The organism is Achromobacter veterisilvae, from assembly GCF_900496975.1.
Classification (GTDB): domain Bacteria; phylum Pseudomonadota; class Gammaproteobacteria; order Burkholderiales; family Burkholderiaceae_B; genus Achromobacter; species Achromobacter veterisilvae.
Genome location: NZ_UFQC01000001.1, coordinates 254,029 through 276,996, shown reverse-complemented (window position 1 = coordinate 276,996; position 22,968 = coordinate 254,029). Strand labels below are relative to the sequence as shown.

Annotated in this window: 22 protein-coding genes; 7 read left to right on the top strand and 15 right to left on the bottom strand. The window is 68.9% G+C overall.

The genetic code is table 11. The annotated features are described in order from the left end of the window. Positions 1 to 82 precede the first annotated feature (82 nt). Together AVE30378_RS01260 and AVE30378_RS01255 are read left to right on the top strand one after the other, a co-directional pair. Positions 83 to 475: a nuclear transport factor 2 family protein gene (locus tag AVE30378_RS01260; RefSeq protein ID WP_129238956.1), complete on the top strand. Its 393-nt coding sequence runs from the start codon at positions 83 to 85 to the stop codon at positions 473 to 475. A gap of 48 nt (positions 476 to 523) precedes the next feature. After that, on the top strand, positions 524 to 1,927 hold the full coding sequence (locus AVE30378_RS01255; protein ID WP_422393602.1) for an NAD(P)/FAD-dependent oxidoreductase: 1,404 nt from the start codon (positions 524 to 526) through the stop codon (positions 1,925 to 1,927). Here the strand turns inward: AVE30378_RS01255 and pdxR are convergent. The 7 genes from pdxR to AVE30378_RS01220 all read right to left on the bottom strand — a co-directional run bounded on the left by pdxR (position 1,907) and on the right by AVE30378_RS01220 (position 9,468). Further along, positions 1,907 to 3,484 carry a MocR-like pyridoxine biosynthesis transcription factor PdxR gene (pdxR, locus tag AVE30378_RS01250; protein WP_129238954.1) on the bottom strand — a complete coding sequence of 526 codons (1,578 nt, stop codon included), beginning with the start codon at positions 3,482 to 3,484 and terminating at the stop codon, positions 1,907 to 1,909. The genes AVE30378_RS01255 and pdxR overlap by 21 nt on opposite strands. 123 nt (positions 3,485 to 3,607) lie before the next feature. Next, complete coding sequence (locus tag AVE30378_RS01245; protein ID WP_129238953.1) at positions 3,608 to 4,435, bottom strand: ABC transporter permease subunit; 828 nt, start codon at positions 4,433 to 4,435, stop codon at positions 3,608 to 3,610. Further along, positions 4,428 to 5,267 carry a taurine ABC transporter ATP-binding protein gene (locus tag AVE30378_RS01240; RefSeq protein ID WP_129238952.1) on the bottom strand — a complete coding sequence of 280 codons (840 nt, stop codon included), beginning with the start codon at positions 5,265 to 5,267 and terminating at the stop codon, positions 4,428 to 4,430. The genes AVE30378_RS01245 and AVE30378_RS01240 overlap by 8 nt, the downstream gene beginning before the upstream one ends. A gap of 68 nt (positions 5,268 to 5,335) precedes the next feature. Further along, the gene (gene tauA, locus AVE30378_RS01235; protein WP_129238951.1) at positions 5,336 to 6,364 is read right to left on the bottom strand and encodes a taurine ABC transporter substrate-binding protein; all 1,029 of its coding nucleotides are present in this window, start codon (positions 6,362 to 6,364) and stop codon (positions 5,336 to 5,338) included. 305 nt (positions 6,365 to 6,669) lie between these two features. Continuing rightward, positions 6,670 to 7,215 (bottom strand): GTP cyclohydrolase I FolE, encoded by a 546-nt coding sequence (gene folE / locus AVE30378_RS01230; protein WP_042793382.1) that lies wholly within the window; start codon positions 7,213 to 7,215, stop codon positions 6,670 to 6,672. 184 nt (positions 7,216 to 7,399) lie between these two features. Beyond that, on the bottom strand, positions 7,400 to 8,056 hold the full coding sequence (locus tag AVE30378_RS01225) for a response regulator (protein WP_129238950.1): 657 nt from the start codon (positions 8,054 to 8,056) through the stop codon (positions 7,400 to 7,402). Continuing rightward, a complete protein-coding gene (locus AVE30378_RS01220) occupies positions 8,053 to 9,468 on the bottom strand; it encodes a cache domain-containing protein (protein ID WP_129238949.1) in 1,416 nt (471 codons plus the stop codon). Before AVE30378_RS01220 ends, AVE30378_RS01225 begins: the two co-directional genes overlap by 4 nt. Before the next feature lie 334 nt (positions 9,469 to 9,802). On the opposite strand from AVE30378_RS01220, the gene AVE30378_RS01215 reads away from it, so the two are divergent. Both AVE30378_RS01215 and AVE30378_RS01210 read left to right on the top strand, forming a co-directional pair. Beyond that, positions 9,803 to 11,890, top strand: a complete 2,088-nt coding sequence (locus tag AVE30378_RS01215; RefSeq protein ID WP_129238948.1) for a carbon starvation CstA family protein — start codon at positions 9,803 to 9,805, stop codon at positions 11,888 to 11,890. 20 nt (positions 11,891 to 11,910) lie between these two features. After that, positions 11,911 to 12,123: a YbdD/YjiX family protein gene (locus tag AVE30378_RS01210; RefSeq protein ID WP_129238947.1), complete on the top strand. Its 213-nt coding sequence runs from the start codon at positions 11,911 to 11,913 to the stop codon at positions 12,121 to 12,123. Positions 12,124 to 12,246: 123 nt separating this feature from the next. On the opposite strand, the gene AVE30378_RS01205 is transcribed toward AVE30378_RS01210, so the two are convergent. Further along, positions 12,247 to 13,440, bottom strand: a complete 1,194-nt coding sequence (locus AVE30378_RS01205) for an MFS transporter (RefSeq protein ID WP_129238946.1) — start codon at positions 13,438 to 13,440, stop codon at positions 12,247 to 12,249. Between the two features lie 203 nt (positions 13,441 to 13,643). Here AVE30378_RS01205 and AVE30378_RS01200 point away from each other — a divergent pair, with 203 nt between their 5' ends. Continuing rightward, the gene (locus tag AVE30378_RS01200; protein WP_129238945.1) at positions 13,644 to 14,195 is read left to right on the top strand and encodes a Dps family protein; all 552 of its coding nucleotides are present in this window, start codon (positions 13,644 to 13,646) and stop codon (positions 14,193 to 14,195) included. Positions 14,196 to 14,326: 131 nt separating this feature from the next. Here the strand turns inward: AVE30378_RS01200 and msrA are convergent, their stop codons facing one another. From msrA to AVE30378_RS01175, 5 genes are read right to left on the bottom strand one after another with little or no spacing between them, the layout of a single operon-like run. Next, the gene (gene msrA / locus AVE30378_RS01195) at positions 14,327 to 15,025 is read right to left on the bottom strand and encodes a peptide-methionine (S)-S-oxide reductase MsrA (protein WP_129238944.1); all 699 of its coding nucleotides are present in this window, start codon (positions 15,023 to 15,025) and stop codon (positions 14,327 to 14,329) included. A 33-nt stretch (positions 15,026 to 15,058) separates the two neighbouring features. After that, entirely contained in the window at positions 15,059 to 15,559 is a 501-nt protein-coding gene (gene msrB / locus AVE30378_RS01190; RefSeq protein WP_129238943.1) for a peptide-methionine (R)-S-oxide reductase MsrB, read from the bottom strand. 34 nt (positions 15,560 to 15,593) lie between these two features. Beyond that, complete coding sequence (locus AVE30378_RS01185; protein ID WP_129238942.1) at positions 15,594 to 15,875, bottom strand: pentapeptide MXKDX repeat protein; 282 nt, start codon at positions 15,873 to 15,875, stop codon at positions 15,594 to 15,596. 31 nt (positions 15,876 to 15,906) lie between these two features. Further along, on the bottom strand, positions 15,907 to 16,698 hold the full coding sequence (locus AVE30378_RS01180) for a molybdopterin-dependent oxidoreductase (RefSeq protein ID WP_129238941.1): 792 nt from the start codon (positions 16,696 to 16,698) through the stop codon (positions 15,907 to 15,909). Positions 16,699 to 16,708: 10 nt separating this feature from the next. Next, positions 16,709 to 17,341: a cytochrome b/b6 domain-containing protein gene (locus AVE30378_RS01175; protein WP_129238940.1), complete on the bottom strand. Its 633-nt coding sequence runs from the start codon at positions 17,339 to 17,341 to the stop codon at positions 16,709 to 16,711. Between the two features lie 148 nt (positions 17,342 to 17,489). On the opposite strand from AVE30378_RS01175, the gene AVE30378_RS01170 reads away from it, so the two are divergent. Together AVE30378_RS01170 and AVE30378_RS01165 are read left to right on the top strand one after the other, a co-directional pair. After that, positions 17,490 to 18,218 carry a response regulator transcription factor gene (locus AVE30378_RS01170; protein ID WP_129238939.1) on the top strand — a complete coding sequence of 243 codons (729 nt, stop codon included), beginning with the start codon at positions 17,490 to 17,492 and terminating at the stop codon, positions 18,216 to 18,218. After that, positions 18,215 to 19,693 (top strand): sensor histidine kinase, encoded by a 1,479-nt coding sequence (locus AVE30378_RS01165; RefSeq protein ID WP_129238938.1) that lies wholly within the window; start codon positions 18,215 to 18,217, stop codon positions 19,691 to 19,693. The genes AVE30378_RS01170 and AVE30378_RS01165 overlap by 4 nt, the downstream gene beginning before the upstream one ends. Before the next feature lie 14 nt (positions 19,694 to 19,707). Here AVE30378_RS01165 and AVE30378_RS01160 read toward each other — a convergent pair whose 3' ends face one another. Together AVE30378_RS01160 and AVE30378_RS01155 are read right to left on the bottom strand one after the other, a co-directional pair. Next, the gene (locus AVE30378_RS01160; protein ID WP_129238937.1) at positions 19,708 to 22,278 is read right to left on the bottom strand and encodes a PEP/pyruvate-binding domain-containing protein; all 2,571 of its coding nucleotides are present in this window, start codon (positions 22,276 to 22,278) and stop codon (positions 19,708 to 19,710) included. Then, on the bottom strand, positions 22,275 to 22,919 hold the full coding sequence (locus tag AVE30378_RS01155) for a TetR/AcrR family transcriptional regulator (RefSeq protein WP_244234939.1): 645 nt from the start codon (positions 22,917 to 22,919) through the stop codon (positions 22,275 to 22,277). The genes AVE30378_RS01160 and AVE30378_RS01155 overlap by 4 nt, the downstream gene beginning before the upstream one ends. Positions 22,920 to 22,968: the final 49 nt, after the last annotated feature.

Here is a 22,968-nt window from a genome sequence, read left to right as displayed (position 1 = left end):
TTCTAGACCCTGCCTTGCGGCTCACTTACCTTGGATCGTGAACGCTGGCGCAATCCGCGCCGGTTTCTACCGGAGGTACGCAATGCACAAGACCGTCACCGCGGACATGCTGGCCGAATTCGCGGCGGCCTGGAACCGCCACGATATCGACGCCCTGATGTCCTTCATGAGCGACGATTGCGTATTCGAAACCGTGGGCGGACCCGAACAATGGGGCACGCGGCACGCGGGGCGCGACGCGGTGCGCGTGGCCTTCGCCGCGGCATGGGCCGCCTTTCCCGACGCGCAATGGCGCAACGGGCGGCACTGGGTCGCCGGAGACCGGGGCGTGTCCGAATCCACCTTCACCGGCACCGCGGCGGACGGGTCCAGGGTCGAAGCCGACATGGTCGACGTCTTCACGTTCCAGGACGGCAAGATCCGCGTCAAGAACGCATTCCGCAAGCAGCGGCCAGCCCTGCCGGCGCGGTCCTGAGGCCGGCGTTTCGCATTCAGCAACCGGAACCGCAGCATGGATACCCAAATGTCCTTCCAACCTGAAGGCCCGGCCCGTTCGGGCGGGGCAGCAATCAGCGCGTACAACCCGGCCTACGATCCGCTGGTGTCGCCGCCCGGCCGCGGGCAGGACTACGCGCCCACCTACTGGGTCGCGACCGCCGGCGCGCCGCCCGAGGACGACGGCCCGGTCGATGGCGACATCGACGCCGACGTGGTGATCGTCGGCTCCGGCTTCACCGGCCTGTCCGCGGCCCTGACCCTGGCGCGGGACTTCGGCGTGAAGGCGGTGGTGCTGGAGGCCAATCGCGTGGTCTGGGGCTGCACCAGCCGCAACGGCGGGCAGGGGCAGAACGCGTCGGGGCGGCTGTACCGTTCGCAGTGGATCGCGCGCTGGGGGCTGGACACCGCCAAGCGCCTGGACGCGGAGATCCGCGAAGGCTTCGAGTACTGGAAGAGCCTGGTCGCGCAGGTGGATTGCGACGCGCAGCCGGGCGGGCACCTGTATACGGCGCACCGCCGGAAGAAGATGGCGTTCCTGGAGAACGAGGCGCGCGTCATGCGCGAGGTCTTCGGCTACGACACGAAGATGCTCAGCCGGGAAGCGCTGCGCGAGCGCTACGTGGACGACCGCGAGGCCGTGGGCGCGATGCACGAGCCCGACGGCGTGGGCGTGCATCCGCTGAAGCTGGCCTATGGCTATCTGAGGCAGGCGCGCGAGCTGGGGGTGCGCGTGCATCCCGGCAGTCCGGTGCTGCGCTGGCGCATGGAAAACGGCAAGGTGCTGCTCGAAACGCCGGGGGGCGTGGTGCGCGCGCGCCGCGTCGCGTTCGCCACCGGCGGCTATACCGCGCAGGGCGTCAACCGCCTGCTGGACAACCGCATCATGCCGGTGCTGTCGAATTCGCTGGTGACGCGCGTGCTGTCTCCGGCGGAGCGCGAGGCGGCCGGCTTGAAGAGCACGGTGTTCATCACCGATACGCGAACCCTGCGCTTCTATTACCGGCTGCTGCCCGACGGCAGCATGCAGATCGGCAGCCGCAGCGCCCTGCGGGGCGCCGACGCGGAGCATCCCCGCCATCTGGCGCTGCTGCGCGACGGGCTGGCGCGCAAGTTCCCCGCCCTGAAGGGCGTGGAAGTGGCGTATTCCTGGTGGGGCTGGGTGGACGTCAGCCACGACATGATGCCGCGCGTGACCCAGCCCGATCCGGCGCAGCCGGTGTTTTACGCGTTCGGCTACGGCGGCAACGGCGTGGCGTTCTCGGCCCACGCGGGCAGGCGGCTGGCGCAGCGGATGATGGGCAAGGACGGCGTGGCCTGGAACCTGCCCATCTACGATTCGCCCTTGCCCGGGCATCCGTTCGCGCCGTTCCGCCGGCTGGGCCAGGGGCTGCTGTACCGCTGGTACTACCTACGAGACGAATTGCTCTAGGGCGTTGAGGTCCGGGCCCTCCGCGGCCCGCTTCCCTTCGGCGCGGGCGCGGTAGCGGGCGACGACCTTGGCCAGCCTGGCGACGCCCGGTTCGATGTGTTCCGGGCGGATCGAGGTAAAGCCCACCCGCAGGAAATTGCGGGGCGCGTGGGCGCCGTTCATGAAGAACACGTCGCCGGGTTCGACGACCACGCCTTCGGCCAGGGCCGCCTCGGACAGTTCGGCCGCGTCGAGCCAGGGCGGGCCTTGCAGCCAGCACGAGGACGACCCCGTGATGGGGATGGCCTTGAAGTCGGGCAGGTGCTGCGCCAGCGCGCGGGACAGTTCGTTGCCGCGCTTCTGGTAGGCCTGCGACTGCCTGCGCAGCAGCGCGTGGTGGTGGCCCAGCGAAATGAAGAGCGAGAACGCGCGCTGGATATAGGCGGACGGATGGCGCAGCATCAGGCGGCGCAGCGCGCGCAGTTCGCCGGTCAGTTCGCGCGGCGCCACGATGTAGCCGATGCGCAGCCCCGGCGCGAACGACTTGGCCAGGCTGCCCACGTAGATCACGCGGCCGTCGCGGTCCAGGCTCTTGAGCGCGGGGATGGCGCCTTCGCCCCAGCGGCTTTCGCTTTCGAAATCGTCCTCGATGATCATGCTGTCGGCCTGGCGGGCCAGCGCCAGCAGGCCCTGGCGGCGTTCCATCGAGAGGGTGACGGTGGTGGGGCACTGGTGCCCGGGGGTGACGAAAAGATAGTCGCAGCCCAGCAGGTGGGTGCCGGTGCACAGGCCCTGTTCGTCGACCGGCATCGGCAGCAGGTTGCGGGTATGGCTGGCGAAGATGTTGCGGGCGTCCGGGTAGCCCGGGTCTTCCATGCCGACCACCGTGTCGTCGTTGACCAGCAGGTCGGCCAGCAGGTAGAGCGCGTGCTGCGCGCCCACGGTGATGACGATTTCCTCGGCGTCGGCCCACACGCCGCGGCGCGGCAGCACCTGGGTGCGGATCTGTTCGATCAGCGCGGGATCGTCGTGGGTGATGAGGTCGGGCGCCCAACTGCGGATGTCCAGCACGGACAGCGCCTTGATGCAGCATTCGCGCCATTCGGCGGTGGGGAACAGGTCCTGGTCGAACTGCGCGTAGACGAAGGGATAGGGCTGTTTCTGCCAGTCGCGCGGCTTGGTGATGTTGCGTTGCCGGGACGGCCGGAAGCGCAGCCGTTCTTCCCAGCGCACGGCGGGCGCGCCGCCGTCGGCCGGATGGGCGGCGTCGGCCGCCGGGCCCGAATGCCCCTGCATGACCGTGTCGCTGACGAAATGGCCGCTGCGTTCCCGCGACACCAGGTAGCCCTCGCTGACCAGTTGCTGGTACGCGAAGACGACTGTGTTGCGGGCGATGCGAAGCTGGTCGGCAAGATGGCGGCTGGACGGCACCGGCGTGCCGGGCGGCAGGTGGCCGCTCAGGATGGCGGACACCAGCATCTGGCGCACGCAGCCCTGCAGGCTGAGATTGGGCGCGCTTTCCCGTTCGAACAGGCGCTCCCACAACACAGGCTTGAGCATCGAGGCCTGGCTGGACATGAAGGCTCCCCTTGTGAAGGCCGCGCGGGCGGAAACGGCGCGCGGCGCGCCGCCTCCGTCCGGGGTCCGCCACTCAGGATAGAGGAGCCGGATGGGGGAAGGAATGAGGGATTGCCCGGGCGGTCAGACCCGTCCCTTCCAGGGAATCGCGAACTTTTCCACGTAGCGGACCAGCAGGTCGAACGCGAAGGCGAACACGCCGATCACGATGATGCCCATGATCACGGTGTCGCTGGCCAGGAACTGGGCGGCATTGAGCACCATGAAGCCCAGGCCCCGGTCGGCGGCCACCATTTCCGCCGCGACCAGCGTGGTCCATCCCACGCCGATGCCGATGCGCATGCCGGTGAAGATCTCCGGCATGGCGGCCTTCAGGATGACGTGCCAGACGATCTGCCTGCGCGAACCGCCCATGGCGTAGGCGGCGTGGATCTGCTCGATGGACACCGAGCGCACGCCGGCGCGCGCGGCGATCGCCATGGGCGCGAAGATCGCCAGGTAGATCAGCAGGATCTTGGGGAATTCGCCGATGCCGAACCAGATGATGATCAGCGGCAGGTAGGCCAGCGGCGGCAGCGGGCGGTAGAACTCGATGGGCGGATCGAAGATGCCCCGCGCGTAGCGGTTCACGCCCATCAGGATGCCCACCGGTATGGCGGTCAGGCAGGCCAGGAAGAAGGCCCCGAAGACGCGGGACAGGCTGGCCAGCGCGTGCTCGGTCAGGGTGGAGTTTGCCACGCCCTCCGTCATCGCGAAGACGAATTTGTCGTAGACGGCGAAGGGGGATGGCAGGAACAGCGGCCGCACCCAGCCGGCGCCGGTCACGAGGAACCACAGCGCGATCAGCGCCAGGCTGGTGAGGAGGCTGATGTGCCCGCTGTAGCCCGCGCCCGGCGCGCCGTACACCGTGCCCGGCACCGCGGGCTTGTGCCCGGATCGGTTCCTAGACATGGACGCCCTGGGGGGAGGCGGAGGCGCGTTCGTCGCCATAGATGATGCCGAGGACTTGTTCGCGCATGTCGATGAAGTCGGGACTGGATTTGATGCTGCGGCCATCGCGGGTCTCCAGGTAGCGCCGGTTGAAGTCTGGCGTGAAGGTGTGCGTGATCCGGCCCGGGCGGGGCGACATGACGATCAGCCGCGATCCCAGGAACAGCGCTTCTTCCACGCTGTGCGTGATGAAGAAGAACATCTTGTCGGTCTGCCGCCAGATGTCCAGCAGCAACTCCTGGATAGTCTCGCGGGTCAGCGCGTCCAGCGCCGCCATGGGCTCGTCCATCAGCAGCATGGCGGGGTCGCAGGTCAGGGCGCGCGCGATGCCCACGCGCTGCTGCATGCCGCCCGACAACTGGTAGATCATGTGGCGGTGGAAGTCCTGCAGTCCCACCAGTTCCAGGTTGCGGCGCGCGCGGGCGCGGCGGGTCTCCTTGTCCACGCCTTGCAGCATCAGGCCGAATTCGGTGTTCTCCAGCACGTTCAGCCAGGGCAGCAGGGCATGCTTCTGGAACACCACGCCGCGGTCGGCGCCCGGGCCGACGATGGGCTTGCCGCCGAGCGTGATCTCGCCTTCGGTGGGGGACAGGAACCCGGCCAGCAGGCTGAGCAGGGTGGTCTTGCCGCAGCCGGAGGCGCCCAGCGCGACGACGAATTCGCCGGGCTGGATGGTCAGGTTGACGTTCTGCAAGGCGATCACCGGGCCGCTGTCGTGCATGCCGGGATAGGTGACGCTGACTTTCTCCGCGCACAGGCGCTGCGCGGTGCTTGTGGAATGCTGCATGGTCATGCCGGCTCCCCTGGATGGGGCGGCGGCCGGCCCGGCGGCGCGGGACGGCCGCCGGGCCGGGGCGCCGCTTACTTCGCCGCCGCCTTGGCGTACTTGTCCGTGACGTGCGGGCTGTAGTCGCCCAGCGCGCGGTCGATCTGCTTCTGGTCCTTGAGGAAGTTGGCGCTGGCCGTGAACGCCCGCGCCGCGCCCGATTCCTTGCCGCCGCCCAGCCATTCATTGGACGCCTGTTCCTGGGCGGTCGGGAAGACCAGGAGCTTCAGCGCCTCGACCATGTCCTCGGGCTTGCCGCCGATCAGCTTGACCATGCCCTTGACCTGCGGAGAATCGGCCGTCCACTTGGCGCCGTTGGCCCGGTAGTCGGCGTAGGACTTGGCCAGCACCCCGGTGAACGCGGCCATGAACTTCGGATTCTTGGCGGCCCAGGCGCGGTCGGCCACGATGCCGTCGAAGGTGGGCACGCTGGCCGCGCCGATCTGTTCGGAGTCGGCGATGATCTTGCCCGTCTTGGCGATTTCGGTCAGCGCGGGCGGCCAGACGTAGGCGGCGTCGATGTCGCCGCGCTGCCAGGCGGCGACGATCTGCGGCGGCTGCATGTTCAGGATGCGCACGTCGCGCGGATTGATCTTCCAGACCTGCTCCAGCCCCACCAGCAGGTGGAAGTGGGACGTGGACACGAACGGGGTGGCGACGCGCTTGCCCTTCAAGTCCGCCGTTCCGTTGATGCCGGAGCCGTTGCGCGCCACCAGCGCTTCCGACTTGCCGATGTTGTCCAGGATCCAGAACAGCTCCATGTCCACGCCGCGCGTGGCCGCGGCCGTGATGCCGGTGGAACCCAGCACGCCGACCGGCACGTTGCCCGAGGCCAGCGCGGTGGAAATGTCGCCACCCGAGGTGAACTGGCGCCAGTCCACCTGGTAGCCGGCTTCCTTCAGGGCGGCGTCGAAACTGCCGTCCGCGATCGCGGACAGGAACGGCCCCACGATGAGCTGGTAGCCGACCACCAGCTTGGTCTGGGCGTAGGCGGGAGCGGCCAGCAGCGCGGCGGCCAGGCCGGCCAGGGTGCAGCGGCGGATGAGGCGGTATATCGCGTTCATGGTGATCTCCGGGAGGGAACGGCCGCGCTCCGGCGCGACCGGCATGCTGGTGATCAGTTTGCCCGTATGCGCCGAGAACGCTAGGTCCAGATGCCCGGATCAGTAGGAGCCAAGTGTGGACCCCCACGCTGCGCACCATCTCTGCCAGGTGTCAGACACCCCGGCGAGACGGATGTCGGTATGCGCGGGTGTGGCAAGGGTGTCTGACACCCACCATGCAAGGATGTCTGACACCCATCATGCAACGCCAGCGCCTTTCAGCGACACGCCACGCGGCCTAGATCGAAAGATGAACCCGGATCCTGCTAGCGGATGAGGCTCAGGAATTCAGCCCGGGTCGAGGGGTTGTCGTGGAATTCGCCCAGCATGACCGAGGTGACCATGGACGAATTCTGCTTTTCGACGCCGCGCATCATCATGCACATGTGCTGCGCCTCGATGACGACGGCCACGCCGGCGGCGCCGGTGACGGACTGGACGGCCTCGGCCACCTGGCGGCTGAGGTTCTCCTGGATCTGCAGGCGGCGCGCGTACATTTCGACGATGCGGGCCACCTTGGACAGGCCCAGCACCTTGCCGTTGGGCAGGTAGGCCACGTGCGCCTTGCCGATGAACGGCAGCATGTGGTGCTCGCACAGCGAGTACAGCTCGATGTTCTTAACTAGGACGATTTCACGGGTGTCCGAGGTGAAGAGCGCCCCGTTGACGATTTCGTCCAGGTTCTGCCCATAACCGCGGCACAGGTGCCGCATGGCCTTGGCGGCGCGGGCCGGCGTGTCGGCCAGCCCTTCGCGGGACGGATCCTCCCCCAATTGTTCGAGAATGGCGGTGTAGTGCTTTTCCAATGACATCGGGGACTCCTGGGGGCTGCGCGCTCGGGGCGGTGATTTGCTGTCGCGTTGTGACCCAAGTCTACCGCAGGCGGCAAGGCGGGCGGCGTGGACGGCGTCCCACCGCCGGGCCGCCCCAAGGTGGGACAGCCCCTCGGGGGGCAGCAAGCGCGCGAAGCGTGCGCGGCGTGGGGGCCTTTCCCTTTCAGACCCCGCGGTTCTCCACCGCGTATTTAATCAGTTCCGCCTGCCCATCTATGCCCAGCTTGCGCTTGATGTTGAGGCGGTGGGTCTCGACCGTGCGCACCGACAGGCCCAGCGTGTGCGCGATCTGCTTGTTGGCGTGGCCGCTGGCGATATGGCGCAGCACGTCACGCTCGCGCTGCGTCAGCAGCGTGGCCGGGGCGCTGGCCTGCGACAGCCGCAAGGCCGCGGCCGCGCTGAAATAGCTGCGGCCGGCCATGACGGCGTCGATGGCGGTGACGATTTCCTGCGCCGGCTCGTCCTTCAGCAGGTAGCCGCGGGCGCCCGCCTTGACGGCCTGGACCATGTATTCCGGGTTGTCGTGCATGGACAGCACCAGCACGGCGATCTGTGGATAGCGTTCGTGCAGCAGGGCGGTCAGCTCCAGCCCGCCCACGCCGGGCATGTTCAGGTCCATCAGCGCCAGGTGGGGCAGGGTGCCGCCCGCCGGGTCCTCGGCCAGGCAGCCGGCCAGGAAGGCCTGGGCGCCGGCGGCGTTGCCGGCTTCGCCCACCACCCGCAACTGGGGCACGGTCTCCAGGCGCAGGCGCAAGCCGTCCCGCACCAGCGGGTGGTCGTCGATCAGCAGGAGTCGGATGGCGTCGGGCTTGTCGGTCATGCTTGGCTCGCGGGCGGCGCGGCTGCGGGCAGGGGCAACCAAGCCTGCAGGATCGTGCCTTGGGCGGTGGAGTGGAAGGTCAGGTTACCCGATAGCGCGTTCATGCGTTCGCGCATGTTGCGCAGGCCGATGCCGCGCCGGGGATCCTGCTGCACCTCGTCGTAGTCGAAGCCGCGGCCGTCGTCGGCGATGGTCAGGCGGAGGTCGCGCGCGGAGTAGGCCAGGGTCATGTCGGCGCGGGTGGCGCCGGCATGGCGGATGACGTTGGTCAGGGCCTCCTGCGTGACGCGGAACAGCGCGGTGGCGTAGGCCTCGGGCAGCTTCACCGGCTGCCCGGTGGTGTGCAGGCGCACGGCCAGCGGCGGGGCGCCGTCCGCGCTGGGTATGGCGAACTCCCGGCCCAGGTGCTCCAGCGCCGCGGGCAGGCCCAGGTCGTCCAGCAGGGTGGGGCGCAGGTTGTGCGAAATGCGCCGGACCTCGCCCACGGCGGTGTTGAGCCGGTCCAGCGCGCCGCCCAGCGGGGTGTCGATATGGGCCAGCGCCCGCGGGTCGGCGGGCAGGGACTGCCGCAGCCGTTCGCGGGCGGCCTCCAGGGACAGTTTGCTGGAAACCAGCACCTGGCTGATGCCGTCGTGCAATTCGCGCGACAGGCGGGCGCGTTCGTCCTCCTGCGAGCGCACCAGTTGCCGGGCCATCAGGCGCAGCTTGGCGTCGGACTGGCGGTGGTCGCTGATGTTCAGGGCCAGGCCGCAGGCGGCCACGCCCAGGATGGACACGACGGCGATGCCGGCGACCCAGGCGAACATGTTGCGGATATTGGACTGCGCGGCGGCGTCGATGCGTTCCAGCGCCTGCTCCACGTCGTCCAGGTAGATGCCGGTGCCCAGCATCCAGCCCCAGCGTTCCAGCACCACCACGTAGCCCAGCTTTTCCTCGGTCTGGTGGGTGGACGGCTTTTCCCACAGGTAGTGCACCGCCTCGCCTTGCTGGCCGCCGCGCCGGGCGGCCGTCAGCAGGTTCTGGATGACGGGCTGGCCCTCGGTGTCGCGCAGCTCCCAGAGCTGCTGGCCCACCAGCTCCGGCTGGCGGGGATGCATCAGATTCCTGCCTTGCAGGTCATAGACGAAAAAGTAGCCGTCGTGCCCGAATTCCATCTGCGCCAGCAGGTCCAGCGCGCGCTGGCGCGTGGCGTCGTCGTCGGCCGAGGCCTGCAGCGGCGCGATGGCGCTGTAGGCGAGGCTGACGTAATGGCGCAGTTCGCCTTCCTTGCTGGCCAGCCAGGCGTTTTCCACGACCTGCTTTTCGCGCTGGGCCAGTTGCAGGCCCTGCATATAGACGGCCACGGTGATGGCGGCCAGCGCCACCAGCAGGGGCACCGCCGCCAGCAACAGGATTTTCAGGCGCAGCTTCATAGGGGATTTGTATCGGCGCGGGCGCGCTTGTTGCGATGCATCATTTCGCGGATCCCCGAGGAGACCGGTGCGGGAATGTACCGCGGATTTTACGGTTTCCGGAAATTTATGTTGCGGCGCATTGCGTAGTAACACGTAGCCCGCTTGCGTAGTTTCGCGCTTGTTGCCACCGGGGCAAAACGAAATACTAGCGTCCGCGTCGACAGGACGCAGCGTGGGCGCGCGCGCCCACCACCCCACAACAATGAGTCTGCCTTCCGCGGGACGATAAAAGCGTTTCACGTCAGCAAGATGGCGCACGCCAAAAGCATGGCGGGAGGCAAGAGGAGCACTTATGCAAACCAGCAGTAAGGGACTGGGTCAGCACCTGGTCTGGCTGGCGGTTGCGGTACTGGGCGCGTTCGCGCTGGGCACCGTGGCGCTGGCCAGAGGGGAGACCATCAACGCGCTATGGGTGGTGATCGCCGCCGTATGCGTTTACTTGATCGCCTATCGGTACTACAGCCGCTTCATCGCCAACAAGGTCTTCCAGTTGGACCCCACGCGCATGACGCCGGCCTGGAAGTACAACGACGGCCTGGACTACGTGCCCACCAACAAGCACGTGCTGTTCGGCCACCACTTCGCCGCCATCGCCGGCGCCGGCCCCCTGGTGGGCCCGGTGCTGGCCGCGCAGATGGGCTATCTGCCCGGCATGCTGTGGATCCTGGCCGGCGTGGTATTCGCTGGCGCCGTGCAGGACTTCACGATCCTCTTCATCTCGACCCGCCGCGACGGCCGTTCGCTGGGCGACCTGGTCAAGTCCGAACTGGGCAAGATCCCGGGCGTGATCGCGCTGTTCGGCGCGTTCATGATCATGGTCATCATCCTGGCCGTGCTGGCGCTGATCGTGGTCAAGGCGCTGACGCATTCGCCCTGGGGCACCTTCACGGTGGCCGCCACCATCCCCATCGCGCTGTTCATGGGCGTGTACCTGCGCTACATCCGCCCGGGCAAGATCGGCGAAGTGTCCATCATCGGCTTCGTGGGCCTGATGGCCGCCATCACCTTCGGCCAGGACGTGGCCGCGCATCCGGTGATCGGCCCCATGTTCGACTTCGACGGCAAGGGCCTGACCTGGATCCTGATCATCTACGGCTTCATCGCCTCGGTGCTGCCGGTGTGGCTGCTGCTGGCGCCGCGCGACTACCTGTCGACCTTCCTGAAGATCGGCACCATCGTGGGCCTGGCCATCGGCATCGTGGTGGTGGCGCCCGAACTGAAGATGCCCGCGCTGACGCAGTTCGTCGACGGCACCGGCCCGGTGTGGTCCGGCAACCTGTTCCCCTTCCTGTTCATCACCATCGCCTGCGGCGCGGTGTCGGGCTTCCACGCCCTGATCTCCTCGGGCACCACGCCCAAGCTGATCGAGAACGAAACCCAGGCCCGCTACATCGGCTACGGCGGCATGCTGATGGAATCGTTCGTGGCCATCATGGCCCTGGTGGCGGCTTGCGTGATCGAGCCGGGCATCTACTACGCCATGAACAGCCCGGCCGCCGTGATCGGCACGACGCCCGACCAGGTGGCCCAGGTGGTGTCGAGCTGGGGCTTCGTGGTGACGCCGGCCGACCTGGTCCAGACCGCCAAGGACGTGGGCGAAAGCACCATCATCTCCCGCGCGGGCGGCGCGCCCACGCTGGCCGTCGGCATGGCGCACATCCTGCACCAGGCCATCGGCGGCCCGGGCATGATGGCCTTCTGGTATCACTTCGCCATCCTGTTCGAAGCCCTGTTCATCCTGACGGCGGTGGACGCGGGCACGCGCGCCGGCCGCTTCATGCTGCAAGACCTGCTGGGCACCTTTGCCCCGTCGCTCAAGCGCACGGACTCGCTGCCCGCCAACCTGATCGCCACCGCGCTGTGCGTGGCGGCCTGGGGCTACTTCCTGTACCAGGGCGTGGTGGATCCGCTGGGCGGCATCAATACGCTGTGGCCGCTGTTCGGCATCGCCAACCAGATGCTGGCCGCCATTGCGCTGACGCTCGGCACCGTGGTGCTGTTCAAGATGAAGCGCGACCGCTACGCCTGGGTGACGGTGTTGCCGACGCTGTGGCTGCTGGCGTGCACGCTGACGGCCGGCTGGCAGAAGCTGTTCCATGCCGATCCCCGCGTGAGCTTCCTGGCGCACGCCGACAAGTACAACGCGGCGATCGCCGACGGCAAGGTCCTGGCTCCGGCCAAGTCGCTGGCCGAAATGTCGCGCGTGGTATTGAACGACTACATCAACGCCGGCCTGTGCGGGATCTTCATCTTCGTCGTGGTGAGCATCGTGGTGTTCGGGTTGCGTTCGGTGCAGCGCGCGCGCAACGAGCACAAGCCCACGGCCCGCGAAACGCCGTACGAAACGCTGCCGGCAGCGGCCGCGGCCGGCGCGGACTGACCGCCCCCAGGAGGCCTCGCATGTTGTTCAGTAATATGAGTTCCGCGGCCGGCGCGGCCGGCCGCTACCTGGGGCAGACGCTCCGGTTGATGGTGGGCGTGCCGGACTACGAGACGTATGTCGAGCACGTGCGGCGCACCCATCCCGACCAGGAGCCGATGAGCTACGAGGAATTCTTCCGCGAGCGCCAGGACGCGCGCTACGGCGGAAGAAAACGCATCGGCTGCTGCTGACGCAAGGGCCTCGCGCAAGCGAGGCCTTCTGCTTTTTGGGGCGAGCCGGGCGGCTTGCCATTTTTCTGGTGTCTGACACCCGGGGGAGACGGGCTTCAGGCATGCGCGGGCGTCCCGGGGGTGTCAGACACCGCCGCCGGATACCGTCCCGACCGTGCGCCGCAGCTTGTCCGAATACACGATCAGCGGGATCGCGCAAAGCGCGCACAGCGTCATGACCAGGAAGCCGCCGGGCGCATAGCTGCGGTACAGCGCGCCGCCCAACTGGATGCTGCCGAACATGAATACGCCGCCCGACAGCAGGGCGTAAAGCGCGATGGCCGAGGTTTTGCAGGCGGCGGGCACGTGGCGGGCGATGTACCACATGATGGCGGCGTTGTTGCCGGCCAGGGTGAAGCATTGCAGCAGTTGCAGCGTGCCCATGAGCGCGGGGTCGGTGGTGGCGGCCAGGCCGGCCCAGCGCAGGGCGGTCATGGCGGCGGATGCCAGGATGAGCCACTGGGCGCCGGTGCGCGCCAGGACCTTGGGCGCCAGGAAGAAGAACAGCACTTCGCTGGCCACGCCGACCACCCAGAGCAGGGAAATCAGGGCCGTGGACAGGCCGGCGCCGGTCCAGTAGAGCGTGGAGTAGGAGTAGAGGAAGCCGTTGCTGGCCTGGACCAGCGATGCCCCGGCGATGCACAGCAGCAGGGGGCGGTCGCGCAGCACTTCGCGCATGGGCAGGCGTACGCGTTCCGCGGGCGCTTCCCCCGCCGCGGGGCGGGCGGCCCGGGGCAGCAGCCGGACGCAGGCCAGGCAGGCGACGATCAGCAGGACGGACAGCCAGATCACCCAATCGGCGTCGAAGGTCTTGATCAGGTAGCCGCCCGCCACGGTGACCGCCGCGAAGCCCAGCGACCCGCAGGCGCGCATGATGGTGTAGGAACTGCGCCCGCGGCCGCTGGCGATGGCCATGCGGTCCATCAGGGGCAGGACCGCCGGGAACACGGCGTTCAGCAGCAGGGTGACCGCGAGCAGCCAGGCGGGCGCCGCGCTGAACGGATAGCAGAGGAACAGCGCCAGCGAGGCGGCCAGGGCCGAGGCGATCAGGGCGTGCGCGCGGCCGGTCTGGTCGGCCACGTGCGCCACGACCGGCGTGGACAGGATCTTGGGCAGGAAGGACGTGGCGACGATCAGCCCGATGAGGGCGGGGTCCAGGCCGCGGCTGGCGAACCACAAGGGCAGGAAGGGAATGCTGACGCCTTGCAGGCCGTAATACAGGAAGTAAAACCCGTGCAATGCGATGGCGCCTTGTCTGGCGTCGGGATTGCCGCGCATAGCGATGATGGAATCTGGCTGATTGGACGCGGCGTAGCATACTCCTAGCCGAACCGGATTTCAGCTTGCGGATGTCTTGATTCGGACCATTGGCAAAGCGGGCAAGCGGATTTACCCTTGGGGATCGCAACGCGAAGCACCTCGCGTCGCGAGTGCGTTTTCCGAGCGTGCGTTTTCCGGATCATTCCTAGGAGTTGCTAGTCATGGCCAAGAAACTGGATGAGAAGACCACCAAGACATTGAAAGAGCGGCGCAAGCGTCCGCTGGCGACGCCGACCGACCTGGCGGCGACGGCCACCCGCGACATTTCCGCCGCGCTGAACCAGATACTGGCCGACGTGTTCGCGCTGTATCTGAAGACCAAGAACTTCCATTGGCACGTCAGCGGGCCGCACTTCCGCGACTATCACCTGCTGCTGGACGAGCAGGGCGACCAGTTGTTCGCCATGACGGACCCCATCGCGGAGCGCATCCGCAAGATCGGCGGCATGACGCTGCGCTCGATCGGGCACATCGCGCGTTCGCAGCGCATATCGGACAACGACGCCGATTACGTGCAGCCGCTGGACATGCTGGCCGAGCTGCGCGAAGACAACAAGGTCCTGGCGGCGGCGCTGCGCGAGGCGCACAACATCACCGACGAGCATCGCGACATCGCGAGTTCCAGTTTGATCGAGAACTGGATCGACGAAACCGAACGCCGCACGTGGTTCCTGTTCGAGGCCAGCCGCCAGGGGGATTCGACGGGACACTGAATGGTGGGCCCCCGGACGGGCCCCCAACGCTGCACGTGCTTGCTGCCCCCCGAGGGAGGCTGTCCCGCCTTGAGGCGATTCGAGGGCGGGGCGGCCGGGCTGGTTCGCGCGCGCCGCTGACGGGCCGCGGTCTACGGTTTCACCAGCGCCGGCTTGTCCCGGTAGCGGCCGGGAAAGGTCTTGGCCAGGTTTTCGACCTTGGGCACGTCGTTCACCATGATGTACATGCTGTAGGGATGGCGCACCAGGTAGTCCTGGTGGTAGTCCTCGGCGGGGTAGAAGGCCCGCAGCGGTTCCACGGTGGTGGCCAGCGCCTTGGGGTAGGCGCCGCTCTTGTTCAATTGGGCGATGTAGGCCTCGGCCACTTTGCGCTGGCCGTCGTCGGCGGGAAAGACCGCGGACCGGTATTGGGGGCCCGTGTCCGGACCCTGGCGGTTGAGCTGGGTGGGGTCGTGCGCCACCGAGAAATAGATTTGCAGCAGTTGGCCGTAGCTGACCTGGCCGGGGTCGTAGGTGATTTCGACCGCTTCGGCATGGCCGCTGCGGCCGCTGCTGACGGCGTCGTAGTTGGCGGTGCCGGCTTCGCCGCCGGCATAGCCGGAGACGGCGCCGGCCACGCCTTTGACGTGCTGGAACACGGCCTGCACGCCCCAGAAGCAGCCGCCGGCCAGGACCGCCTTCTGGGGCGCGGCGCCGCCGGCCGGCTGATCCAGGGCGGGAGGGGGAATGATGAAGGCGGATTCGGCGGCGGAGGCCGCGGCGGCGCCCAGCAGGGAGCAGGCGGCGGCGAGCATGGCGCAAAGCCGGCGGGGCAGGAGGGTCGGGGACATGGCGTCGGTTCCTGTGAGGGTTGGGGGCCGGCGTCAGCCCTGGGGAGTGAACGTCATCGCCACGCCGTTCATGCAATAGCGTAGCCCGGTCGGCCGCGGGCCGTCATCGAAGACGTGGCCCAGGTGGCCGCCGCAGTTGGCGCAGTGCACGGCGACGCGGGTCATGCCGAAGCTGCGGTCGCTGGTTTCGCCCACGGCGCCGGCCAGGGGCTGCCAGAAGCTGGGCCAGCCGGTGCCGCTGTCGAACTTGGCGGACGACGAGAACAACTGGCGGGCGCAGCCGGCGCAGGCATAGGTGCCGTTGCGGTGTTCGTCGTTGAGCGGGCTGGAATAGGGGCGTTCGGTCCCTTCGCGGCGCAGCACGCCGTATTGTTCGGGGCTCAGCCGTTCGCGCCACTGCGCGTCGCTCAGCGTGTAGGGGAAGGACGGGGCGGCGGCCGCCGGGCCGCCGCGCGCGGCCAGGACCGGGGCCAGGCCGGCGGCGATGGCCGCCGCGCCGCCCAGGCCCAGGAAATGCCTGCGGTCGAGTGTCATGGAATGCTCCGGAACAGGAAGGGGCGTGGGAGGGTCATTGCTTCGCGCCGTCCTTGGACATCGGGGCTTTGCCCATGGCGTCCCTGGACATGCCGTCCTTGGGCGTGGGAGCCTTGCCCATCGCGTCTTTGGACATGCTGTTCTTCGGCATGGCGTCCTTGGACATCCCGCCTTTCGACATGCCGTCCTTCGCCATTCCCTCCTTGGACATGGAGCTTTTGCCCATGGCGTCCTTGCCCATGGTGTCGGCGGCGTGGACGGCCGCGGCGCCGAAAGCCAGGCATAGGGACAGGGTAGCGGCAGTGAGTGTTTTCATGATGTGTTCCTTTCAGGAAGAGTGATTGCACCTAGCTTCCGCCGAACCAGTTGTAGCCCTGGTCCTCCCAGTAACCGCCCGGGTAGGTGTTGGTGACGAAAATCGCCTGTATGTGCTTGGGGTTCTTGTAGCCAAGCTTGGTAGGCATGCGCAGCTTCATGGGGAAGCCGTACTCCGGAGGCAGCGCCTGGCCGTCCCAGGTCAGCGCCAGGATGGTCTGGGGGTGCAGCGCCGTGGGCATGTCGATGCTGGTGTAGTAGTCGTCGGCGCACTTGAAGCCCACGTACTTGGCGCCCAGGTCCGCGCCCACGCGCTTGAGGAAGCTCGAAAACGGCACGCCGCCCCATTTGCCGATGGCGCTCCAGCCTTCCACGCAGATATGGCGCGTCACCTGCTCGATCTGCGCCATGGCGCGCAGTTCGTCGAGCCGCCAGCGGCGCTTATCGGCGACCAGCCCGGTCACTTCCAGCCGGAACGATTCCTCGTCCACGCGGCGCACCTCGTCGATGCCGTAGTAGGCGTTGAACGGGAACGGCCGCGCGATCATGGATTCGGGATAGGTCGGCGCCAGTTTGGCGGGGTCGAAGATCCAGCCCTGCACCCGGTCGTTGAAGCGCGAGACGGCGGCCAGCGCCTGTTCCACGTTTTCATCGTCCGATAACGAGCAGCCCGACAGCATGGCCAGCCCGCCGAGGGTCAGGCTGCTGCGCAGGAACGCGCGGCGCGAGGGCTGTTCGACCCGTTTTTCCAGGATCTTTCCGGCTTCCTTGAGGATGGCCGGGCCGTCCAGGCCGGGAAGAGGGGGGCGCTTGTACTTGCTCACGAGTGGCTCCTTATTTGCCGCGGATCATGGCGATCAGGCTGCGGGGCACCAGGGCCGCCATCACCAGATGGACCGCCACGAATGCCGTCAGCAAGGCCATGGCGATGAAATGCACCCGGCGCGCAGCCTCGTATCCGCCCATCAGTTCGCGCAGCAGATCGAACTGCACCGACTTCCACAGCACCAATCCGGATAGCACCAGCACGGCGATATCGACCATGACGAACAGGTAGGCCGCGCGCTGCGCCTGGTTGTAGCGGCGCGGATCGGCGTGCGACAGCCTGCCGCGCAGCGCCGCGCCCAGGTCGGCGGCCAGGCCGCGGGCGCTCAGGGGGAAGAACTTGCGCCACAGGCGGCCGGTGGCGAGGTTCATCGCCAAATACAGGATGCCGTTGAAAAACAGCAGCCACATGCCGGCGAAGTGCCATTGCAGGGCCCCGCCCAGCCAGCCGCCCAGCGTGATCTCATTGGGAAAGACGAAGTCGAACAAGGGCGAGGCGTTATAGATGCGCCAGCCGCTCATGGCCATGACGACCACGGCCAGGGCATTGAGCCAATGCAGGGCGCGCAGCCAGCCCGGGTGGATGGGGGCGTCCGCCGGCGGGACGGGCGGCGCGTCGCGGCTTGCGGGGGTGGCCAACATGGCGGGACTCCGGTGCTCGTTGTCGTTGGCGCCATTCTTCTCCCGCGCCGATACCGAAGTCCTCACGCAAACTTAAATTAAATGTGATAACTCGGCCGCCCGGATTGGCGACAATAGGCGTATCGGCCCTCTTTAGAGTTTCCTGCCCATGGACACGCCCCGGCGCGTATTGATAGTCGAAGACGACGCCCACATCGCGGAATTGCTGCGCCTGCATCTGCGGGACGAGGGCTATGCGGTCGAGCATGCCGCCGACGGCAATGTGGGCATGCGCCTGCTGGAGGAAGGCAATTGGGACGCCCTGGTGCTGGACCTGATGCTGCCGGGCATCGACGGCCTGGAGATCTGCAAGCGGGCCCGCGCCATGGCGCGCTACACCCCCATCATCATCACCAGCGCGCGTTCCAGCGAAGTGCATCGCATCCTGGGCCTGGAACTGGGCGCGGACGATTACCTGGCCAAGCCGTTCTCGATGCTGGAACTGGTGGCGCGGGTGCGGGCGCTGCTGCGACGCAGCGAAGCCCTGGAGCGCAACGCGCGCCTGGACGCCGGCAGCCTGGTCCTGCATGGCCTGTCCATCGATCCGGTCGCGCGGACGGCCGAGGTCGACGGCCGCCGGCTGGAACTGACGCCCCGCGAGTTCGACCTGCTGCACTTCTTCGCGCGCCACCCGGACAAGGTGTTCTCCCGGCTGGACCTGCTGAACCAGGTGTGGGGCTACCGGCACGAAGGCTACGAACACACCGTCAATACCCATATCAACCGGCTGCGCGCCAAGATCGAGGCGGACTCGTCCAATCCGCGGCGCATCCTGACCGTCTGGGGCAGGGGCTACAAATTCGCCGCGGCGCCGGCTGCCGCGGGAGGCGCGCCATGAAACGGTTTACCCTGACCCAACGCCTTTCGGCCGTGTTCGCGCTGCTTCTGCTGGCATGCTGCGGGGCGTCGGCCTGGCTGCAGATCGCCGCCAATTCCCGCTACGAGCAGGAGGTGGTGCAGCGCCTGTCCAGCGGCCTGGCGCAGCACATCGCCGGCGCCAATGAACTGATGGACGCCGATGGCTGGCGGCCGCAGGCGGTGCGCTCGCTGTTCGACATGCTGATGGCGGTGAATCCCGCCGTGGAGGTGTACCTGTTGTCCAACGACGGCCGCATCGTGGGCGACGCCGCGCCCGACGGCCAGATCAAGCGCGACCGCGTGGACCTGGCCCCGGTGAAGCGCCTGCTGGCCGGCGGGATGCTGCCCATCGCCGGCGACGATCCGCGCAGCAGGGATGGGCAGAAGGTATTCAGCGCCGCGCCGGTGCGCGTGGGCGGACAGGAAAAGGGCTATGTCTACGTGGTGCTGCAGGGCCAGGCGCACGATGCGCTGGCGATGGCGGTGTCGCGCAGTTCGGTGCTGCGCACGACTTTGTGGTCGATCGCGCTGGTGGCGCTGCTGGGGCTGGCGGCGGGCCTGGCGGCATTCGCGCTGATCACGCGCCCCTTGCGCGGCCTGACCCGCGCGGTGCGCGCCTTCGGCGGCGACGATGGCATCGCCCTGGCCGCGCTGGAGCGTCCGGGCGATGCGCTGGACGACCGCGGCGACGAGATCGCGGTGCTGCGGCGCAGCTTCGTGCAGATGGGCGGGCGGATCTCCGACCAGTGGCGCGAACTGACGCGGCAGGACCAGCAGCGGCGCGACCTGGTCGCCAATATTTCGCACGATCTGCGCACGCCGCTGACTTCGCTGCACGGCTATCTGGAAACCCTGCGGCTGAAGGACGCGACGCTCGACCCCGCCGAGCGCCGCCGCTACCTGGACATCGCGCTGGCGCAAAGCCGCAAGGTGGGCCGCCTGGCGCAGGAACTGTTCGAGCTGGCGCGCCTGGAATCCGGGCTGGTGCGGCTGGAGCCCGAGACCTTTTCGCTGCCCGAACTGGTGCAGGACGTGATCCAGAAGTTCGAGCTGGCGGCCGAGGCGCGCCAGCAGCGGCTGACGACCGACATTCCGCGGGAACTGCCGCCGGTGCGCGCGGACCTGGGGCTGATCGAGCGCGTGCTGACGAACCTGCTGGACAACGCCATCCGCCACAGCCCGCCAGGCGGAAGCATCGAGCTGCGGCTGGGCATCGCGCAGGATCGGGTGCAGGTGCAGGTCAGCGATTCGGGCGCCGGCATTCCCGAGGCGCTGCGCGCCGGCCTGTTCACCCGGGCCAGCGCGCTGAACCGGGGGCCGGGCGAGAGCGGCGGGCTGGGGCTGGTGATCGTGCAGCGCATTTTGCAACTGCATCACAGCGAGATCCGGCTGGTGGAGCGGGCCGGATCGGGCGCGGTGTTCCAGTTCGGCCTGGCGGCCGCCCGCCAGGCCTAGGGGCGCCCGCCCGCCTATCCGGCGGGCGGCTGGCGGCGGACCGTGCCGCGGGAGGCGTCCACGTCCAGCATGTCGCCGGTGGCGACGTGTTCCAGGATGCCCTGCACATTGACGACGGCGGGAATGCCGAACTCCCGCGCCACGATGGCGCCGTGGGACAGGTAGCCGCCGGCCTCCATCACCAGGGCGCCGGCGCGCAGGAACAGGGGCGTCCAGGCCGGGTCCGTGGAAGGCGCCACGAGAATGCCGCCGGCCGGCATGGCGAGGCCTTCGTCCGGCGTGCGGGCGACGAAGGCGGCGCCTTGCGCCCGGCCGCCCGCCGCGGGCGTGCCGCGCCAGGTGCCGGGCGCGTCTTCCCCGGCCATGCGCGCCGCGCGCGCGGCCGCCGGCGCGGGCCCGTCGTCCTGGGCATGTTCGACGATCACGTCCCGGTCCGGCGTCGCCGCCCATGCATCTAACTGCGCGCGGCGCAGGGCCGCGCGGCGGGCGGCGGCCGCGGGAGCGAGCCGGCCTTCGGCCAGGGCGAAGAGTTCCGCGGCGGTCAGGTGGAAGACGTCGTCGGCAGCGCCCAATCCTTCCGGGCCGGCGTAGCGTTCGCCCAGGGCCAGCGCGCTGCGGCGCGCCGCGGCCAGGTAGGCCACCAGCACGCTGCGGGCGGCTTCGCGCTGCCTGCCTTCGAGGCGGGACGCGGCCAGCAGCCTGGCGGCCAGCGGGCGTAGCCAGAACGGCAGCGCGGCGCGCACGCGCCGCCAGGCCCCGCGCGCGGCGGATTCCTGCCTGGCGCGCAGCGTGGCGGAGTCGGCGCCGATCAGGTTCAGCACGCTGTCCAGCAGGTAGGCGGGCGCCTCGCGCCAGCGCGGGTTGCGCAGATAGGTTTCGTAGACGGCGCGGTGGCCGTAGCGGGCCAGGAAGTCCGCGAACGCCCGCTTGAACGGGCTGCCGTCGGGCAGCGCCGTGTTCCAGGCGGCGCTGTCGCGGCGCGGGTCGCGCAGCCAGGCTTGCGCTTCGGCGTCGGTGGCGGCGAGCCCGGCCAGGGCCATCAGCGCATAGCCTTGTTCGGCGGTCACGCTGGGTTCGCCTCCCGCCATCAGCGCGGCCGTTAGCGCGTGGCCTTCGCCCGGGCAGGCCTTTTCGACCAGCTCCAGCAGCTTGGACAGCGCGCCGCCGCCCGAGCCCTGCAGGAAGAACAGGTCGTCCGCGGCCAGGACGGTCAGGAACTGTTCGCGCAAGCGGGCGCCCAGCCCCGCGCCCGAATCGGGCAGGGGTTCTTCCAGCCAGGCTTGCGCGCGCGCCAGCAGCCGCGGCAGGTCGGCGGCGGCCCGCCGGCGCAAGGGGGCGGCGCGGCGGAGGTAGCGCAGGATGCGCAGGCCGTGCCGCAAGCGCTGCGCGGGCGTGGCCGGCGGCACCGCGATGGCGGGCTGGGGGCCGCCCAATAGCGCGTTCATGGCCGGCGGCGGCACGCCCAGCGCGTCGTAGCCGACCCATTGGATGACCGAGGCGTCCAGGTACACGCGGCCCTGGAACAGCGCCGCCAGCCGAGCGCCCGGCAGCGTCGCATAGCCGCTGAGTTCGAAGCCGCGGGTCAGCATGCGCTGGGCCATGACCCGCCCGGTGTCCCATTCCAGCGCCGACATGGCCTGCGGCAGGACCTCGCGCGTGTTGCCGCGCGACCAGTACGAGGGCTGCGACCGCAGCGCCGGATAGGTATGGCGCGCCGTCGCGGTGATGGGCCGAGCCTGCAGGATCCAGAACTGCCGCCCGTCCCACGCCCATTCGAGATCGTGGCCGCCGCCCGCGTAATCCAGCGCGCGGGCCGCGTCGCGCGCGATGTCTCCCAGCTTTTCGGCCTGGGCGTCCGTCAGCACGGCCTGCGCGGCGCGTTCGGGGGGCGTGCCGGCCAGGCTGGTGCCCTGGCCGGCGGCGGCGGGCAGGCTGGCCTGGCGCTTGGCGCCCACGCGCCGCTGCGCCAGCGGCCAGGCCTGGCGCAGGTAGTCTTCGCGCAGCCGGTATTCGTCGCCGTCCGCCTGGCCGCCGACCAGCGATTCGCCCAGGCCCCAATTGGCATGGATCAGCATGTCGTCGTGGCGGCCGGAGACGGGATCGACGGTGAAGGCGATGCCGGACGAGACGGCGTCGATCAGCGGCATCACGACCACCGCCATGCCGGCGCCGGCGGCGTCCAGGCCCAGCCGCTGCCGGTAGGCCCGGGCCTGCGGCGTCCATTGCGAATCCCAGATCCGCCTGACCGCATCCACCGCGGCTTGCGCGCCCAGCACGTTCAGGCAGGAAAGGTGGATGCCCGCGAACGAGGCCGCCGCGGAATCCTCCTGCGGCGCGGAGGAACGCAGGGCCAGCGGGCGCGCCAGCCAGCCGCGCTCGCGCAGCGCCTCCAGCAGGGCTTGCGCCACCGCTGGCGGCACTTCCTGGCCGGGCTGCCGGCCCAGGCTGGCCCGCGCCGACAGCACGACGCCGTCCGGCACCGGCACGCCCAGCCCCGCCATGCGGGCCAACTGCCAGCCCTTGCCGCCCGCGGCTTCGGGGCCGGCCAGCGCCGCGGCCGCCCAGTCCAGCACCAGGGCCGTCATGCCGCGTCTGCGGCGGCGGCGCCGCGCAGGAACAGGCTGATCGCGGCGTCGAATTCGGTCCTGAGCGCGGCGCCGGACCGATCCAGCCAGCGCAGCATCGCGCCCAGGTACAGGAACTGCAATTGGTGGGCCAGCAGCGCCGCGGGCAGGTCCGCGCGCAACTGGCCCGCCGCTTGCGCATCGGCGACCAGCGACGTGAACAGGTCCAGCAGGCCGCTGCGCGGATAGCGGCCGCCGCCGTCTTCGCCGGGCTGCAGCGTGGCCAGGCGGTAGCGCAGATAGGGGCCCAGATAGGCACGGTGGGATTCCGACCAGTGCGCCGAGGCGTGCAGGATGCGCGTCAGGCGCTGCGCGAACGACGGCAGTTTCCGCAGCGCGGGCCCGAGCGCCGCCAGGGTGGCGGCGAGTTCGCCATGGAAACGATGCGCCAGCAACGCTTCCTTGACCGGAAAGTGGTTATAGAGCGTGCCCTTGGAGACGTCCGCCTGGGCGGCGATCTGCTCCATCGTGACGGCGTCGTAGCCCAGCGTTTCGAAGAGGCGATAGGCAGTCTGGGCAAGATGGTCCAGCGTCTGCTGGCGCTTGCGTTCGCGGCGTCCGGCATCGGGGGCCGCGGGCATCGGAAGATCGGGACGGGACATGGCGGCAAATATTAGACGATGAGCAAAATTGTACGTCGTCTAATATTTT

Bases quoted from the DNA above. Each gene is read 5' to 3' on its own strand.
- AVE30378_RS01255 (WP_422393602.1), top strand. From the start codon at position 524: ATGTCCTTCCAACCTGAAGGCCCGGCCCGTTCGGGCGGGGCAGCAATC.
- AVE30378_RS01170 (WP_129238939.1), top strand. From the start codon at position 17,490: ATGGACACGCCCCGGCGCGTATTGATAGTCGAAGACGACGCCCACATC.
- AVE30378_RS01160 (WP_129238937.1), bottom strand. From the start codon at position 22,278: ATGACGGCCCTGGTGCTGGACTGGGCGGCCGCGGCGCTGGCCGGCCCC.
- msrA (WP_129238944.1), bottom strand. From the start codon at position 15,025: ATGTCCCCGACCCTCCTGCCCCGCCGGCTTTGCGCCATGCTCGCCGCC.
- AVE30378_RS01155 (WP_244234939.1), bottom strand. From the start codon at position 22,919: ATGTCCCGTCCCGATCTTCCGATGCCCGCGGCCCCCGATGCCGGACGC.
- AVE30378_RS01210 (WP_129238947.1), top strand. From the start codon at position 11,911: ATGTTGTTCAGTAATATGAGTTCCGCGGCCGGCGCGGCCGGCCGCTAC.
- AVE30378_RS01215 (WP_129238948.1), top strand. From the start codon at position 9,803: ATGCAAACCAGCAGTAAGGGACTGGGTCAGCACCTGGTCTGGCTGGCG.
- AVE30378_RS01220 (WP_129238949.1), bottom strand. From the start codon at position 9,468: ATGAAGCTGCGCCTGAAAATCCTGTTGCTGGCGGCGGTGCCCCTGCTG.
- AVE30378_RS01260 (WP_129238956.1), top strand. From the start codon at position 83: ATGCACAAGACCGTCACCGCGGACATGCTGGCCGAATTCGCGGCGGCC.
- AVE30378_RS01240 (WP_129238952.1), bottom strand. From the start codon at position 5,267: ATGACCATGCAGCATTCCACAAGCACCGCGCAGCGCCTGTGCGCGGAG.
- folE (WP_042793382.1), bottom strand. From the start codon at position 7,215: ATGTCATTGGAAAAGCACTACACCGCCATTCTCGAACAATTGGGGGAG.
- AVE30378_RS01225 (WP_129238950.1), bottom strand. From the start codon at position 8,056: ATGACCGACAAGCCCGACGCCATCCGACTCCTGCTGATCGACGACCAC.
- AVE30378_RS01205 (WP_129238946.1), bottom strand. From the start codon at position 13,440: ATGCGCGGCAATCCCGACGCCAGACAAGGCGCCATCGCATTGCACGGG.
- AVE30378_RS01175 (WP_129238940.1), bottom strand. From the start codon at position 17,341: ATGTTGGCCACCCCCGCAAGCCGCGACGCGCCGCCCGTCCCGCCGGCG.
- AVE30378_RS01185 (WP_129238942.1), bottom strand. From the start codon at position 15,875: ATGAAAACACTCACTGCCGCTACCCTGTCCCTATGCCTGGCTTTCGGC.
- AVE30378_RS01165 (WP_129238938.1), top strand. From the start codon at position 18,215: ATGAAACGGTTTACCCTGACCCAACGCCTTTCGGCCGTGTTCGCGCTG.
- AVE30378_RS01200 (WP_129238945.1), top strand. From the start codon at position 13,644: ATGGCCAAGAAACTGGATGAGAAGACCACCAAGACATTGAAAGAGCGG.
- AVE30378_RS01245 (WP_129238953.1), bottom strand. From the start codon at position 4,435: ATGTCTAGGAACCGATCCGGGCACAAGCCCGCGGTGCCGGGCACGGTG.
- tauA (WP_129238951.1), bottom strand. From the start codon at position 6,364: ATGAACGCGATATACCGCCTCATCCGCCGCTGCACCCTGGCCGGCCTG.
- msrB (WP_129238943.1), bottom strand. From the start codon at position 15,559: ATGACACTCGACCGCAGGCATTTCCTGGGCCTGGGCGGCGCGGCGGCC.
- pdxR (WP_129238954.1), bottom strand. From the start codon at position 3,484: ATGTCCAGCCAGGCCTCGATGCTCAAGCCTGTGTTGTGGGAGCGCCTG.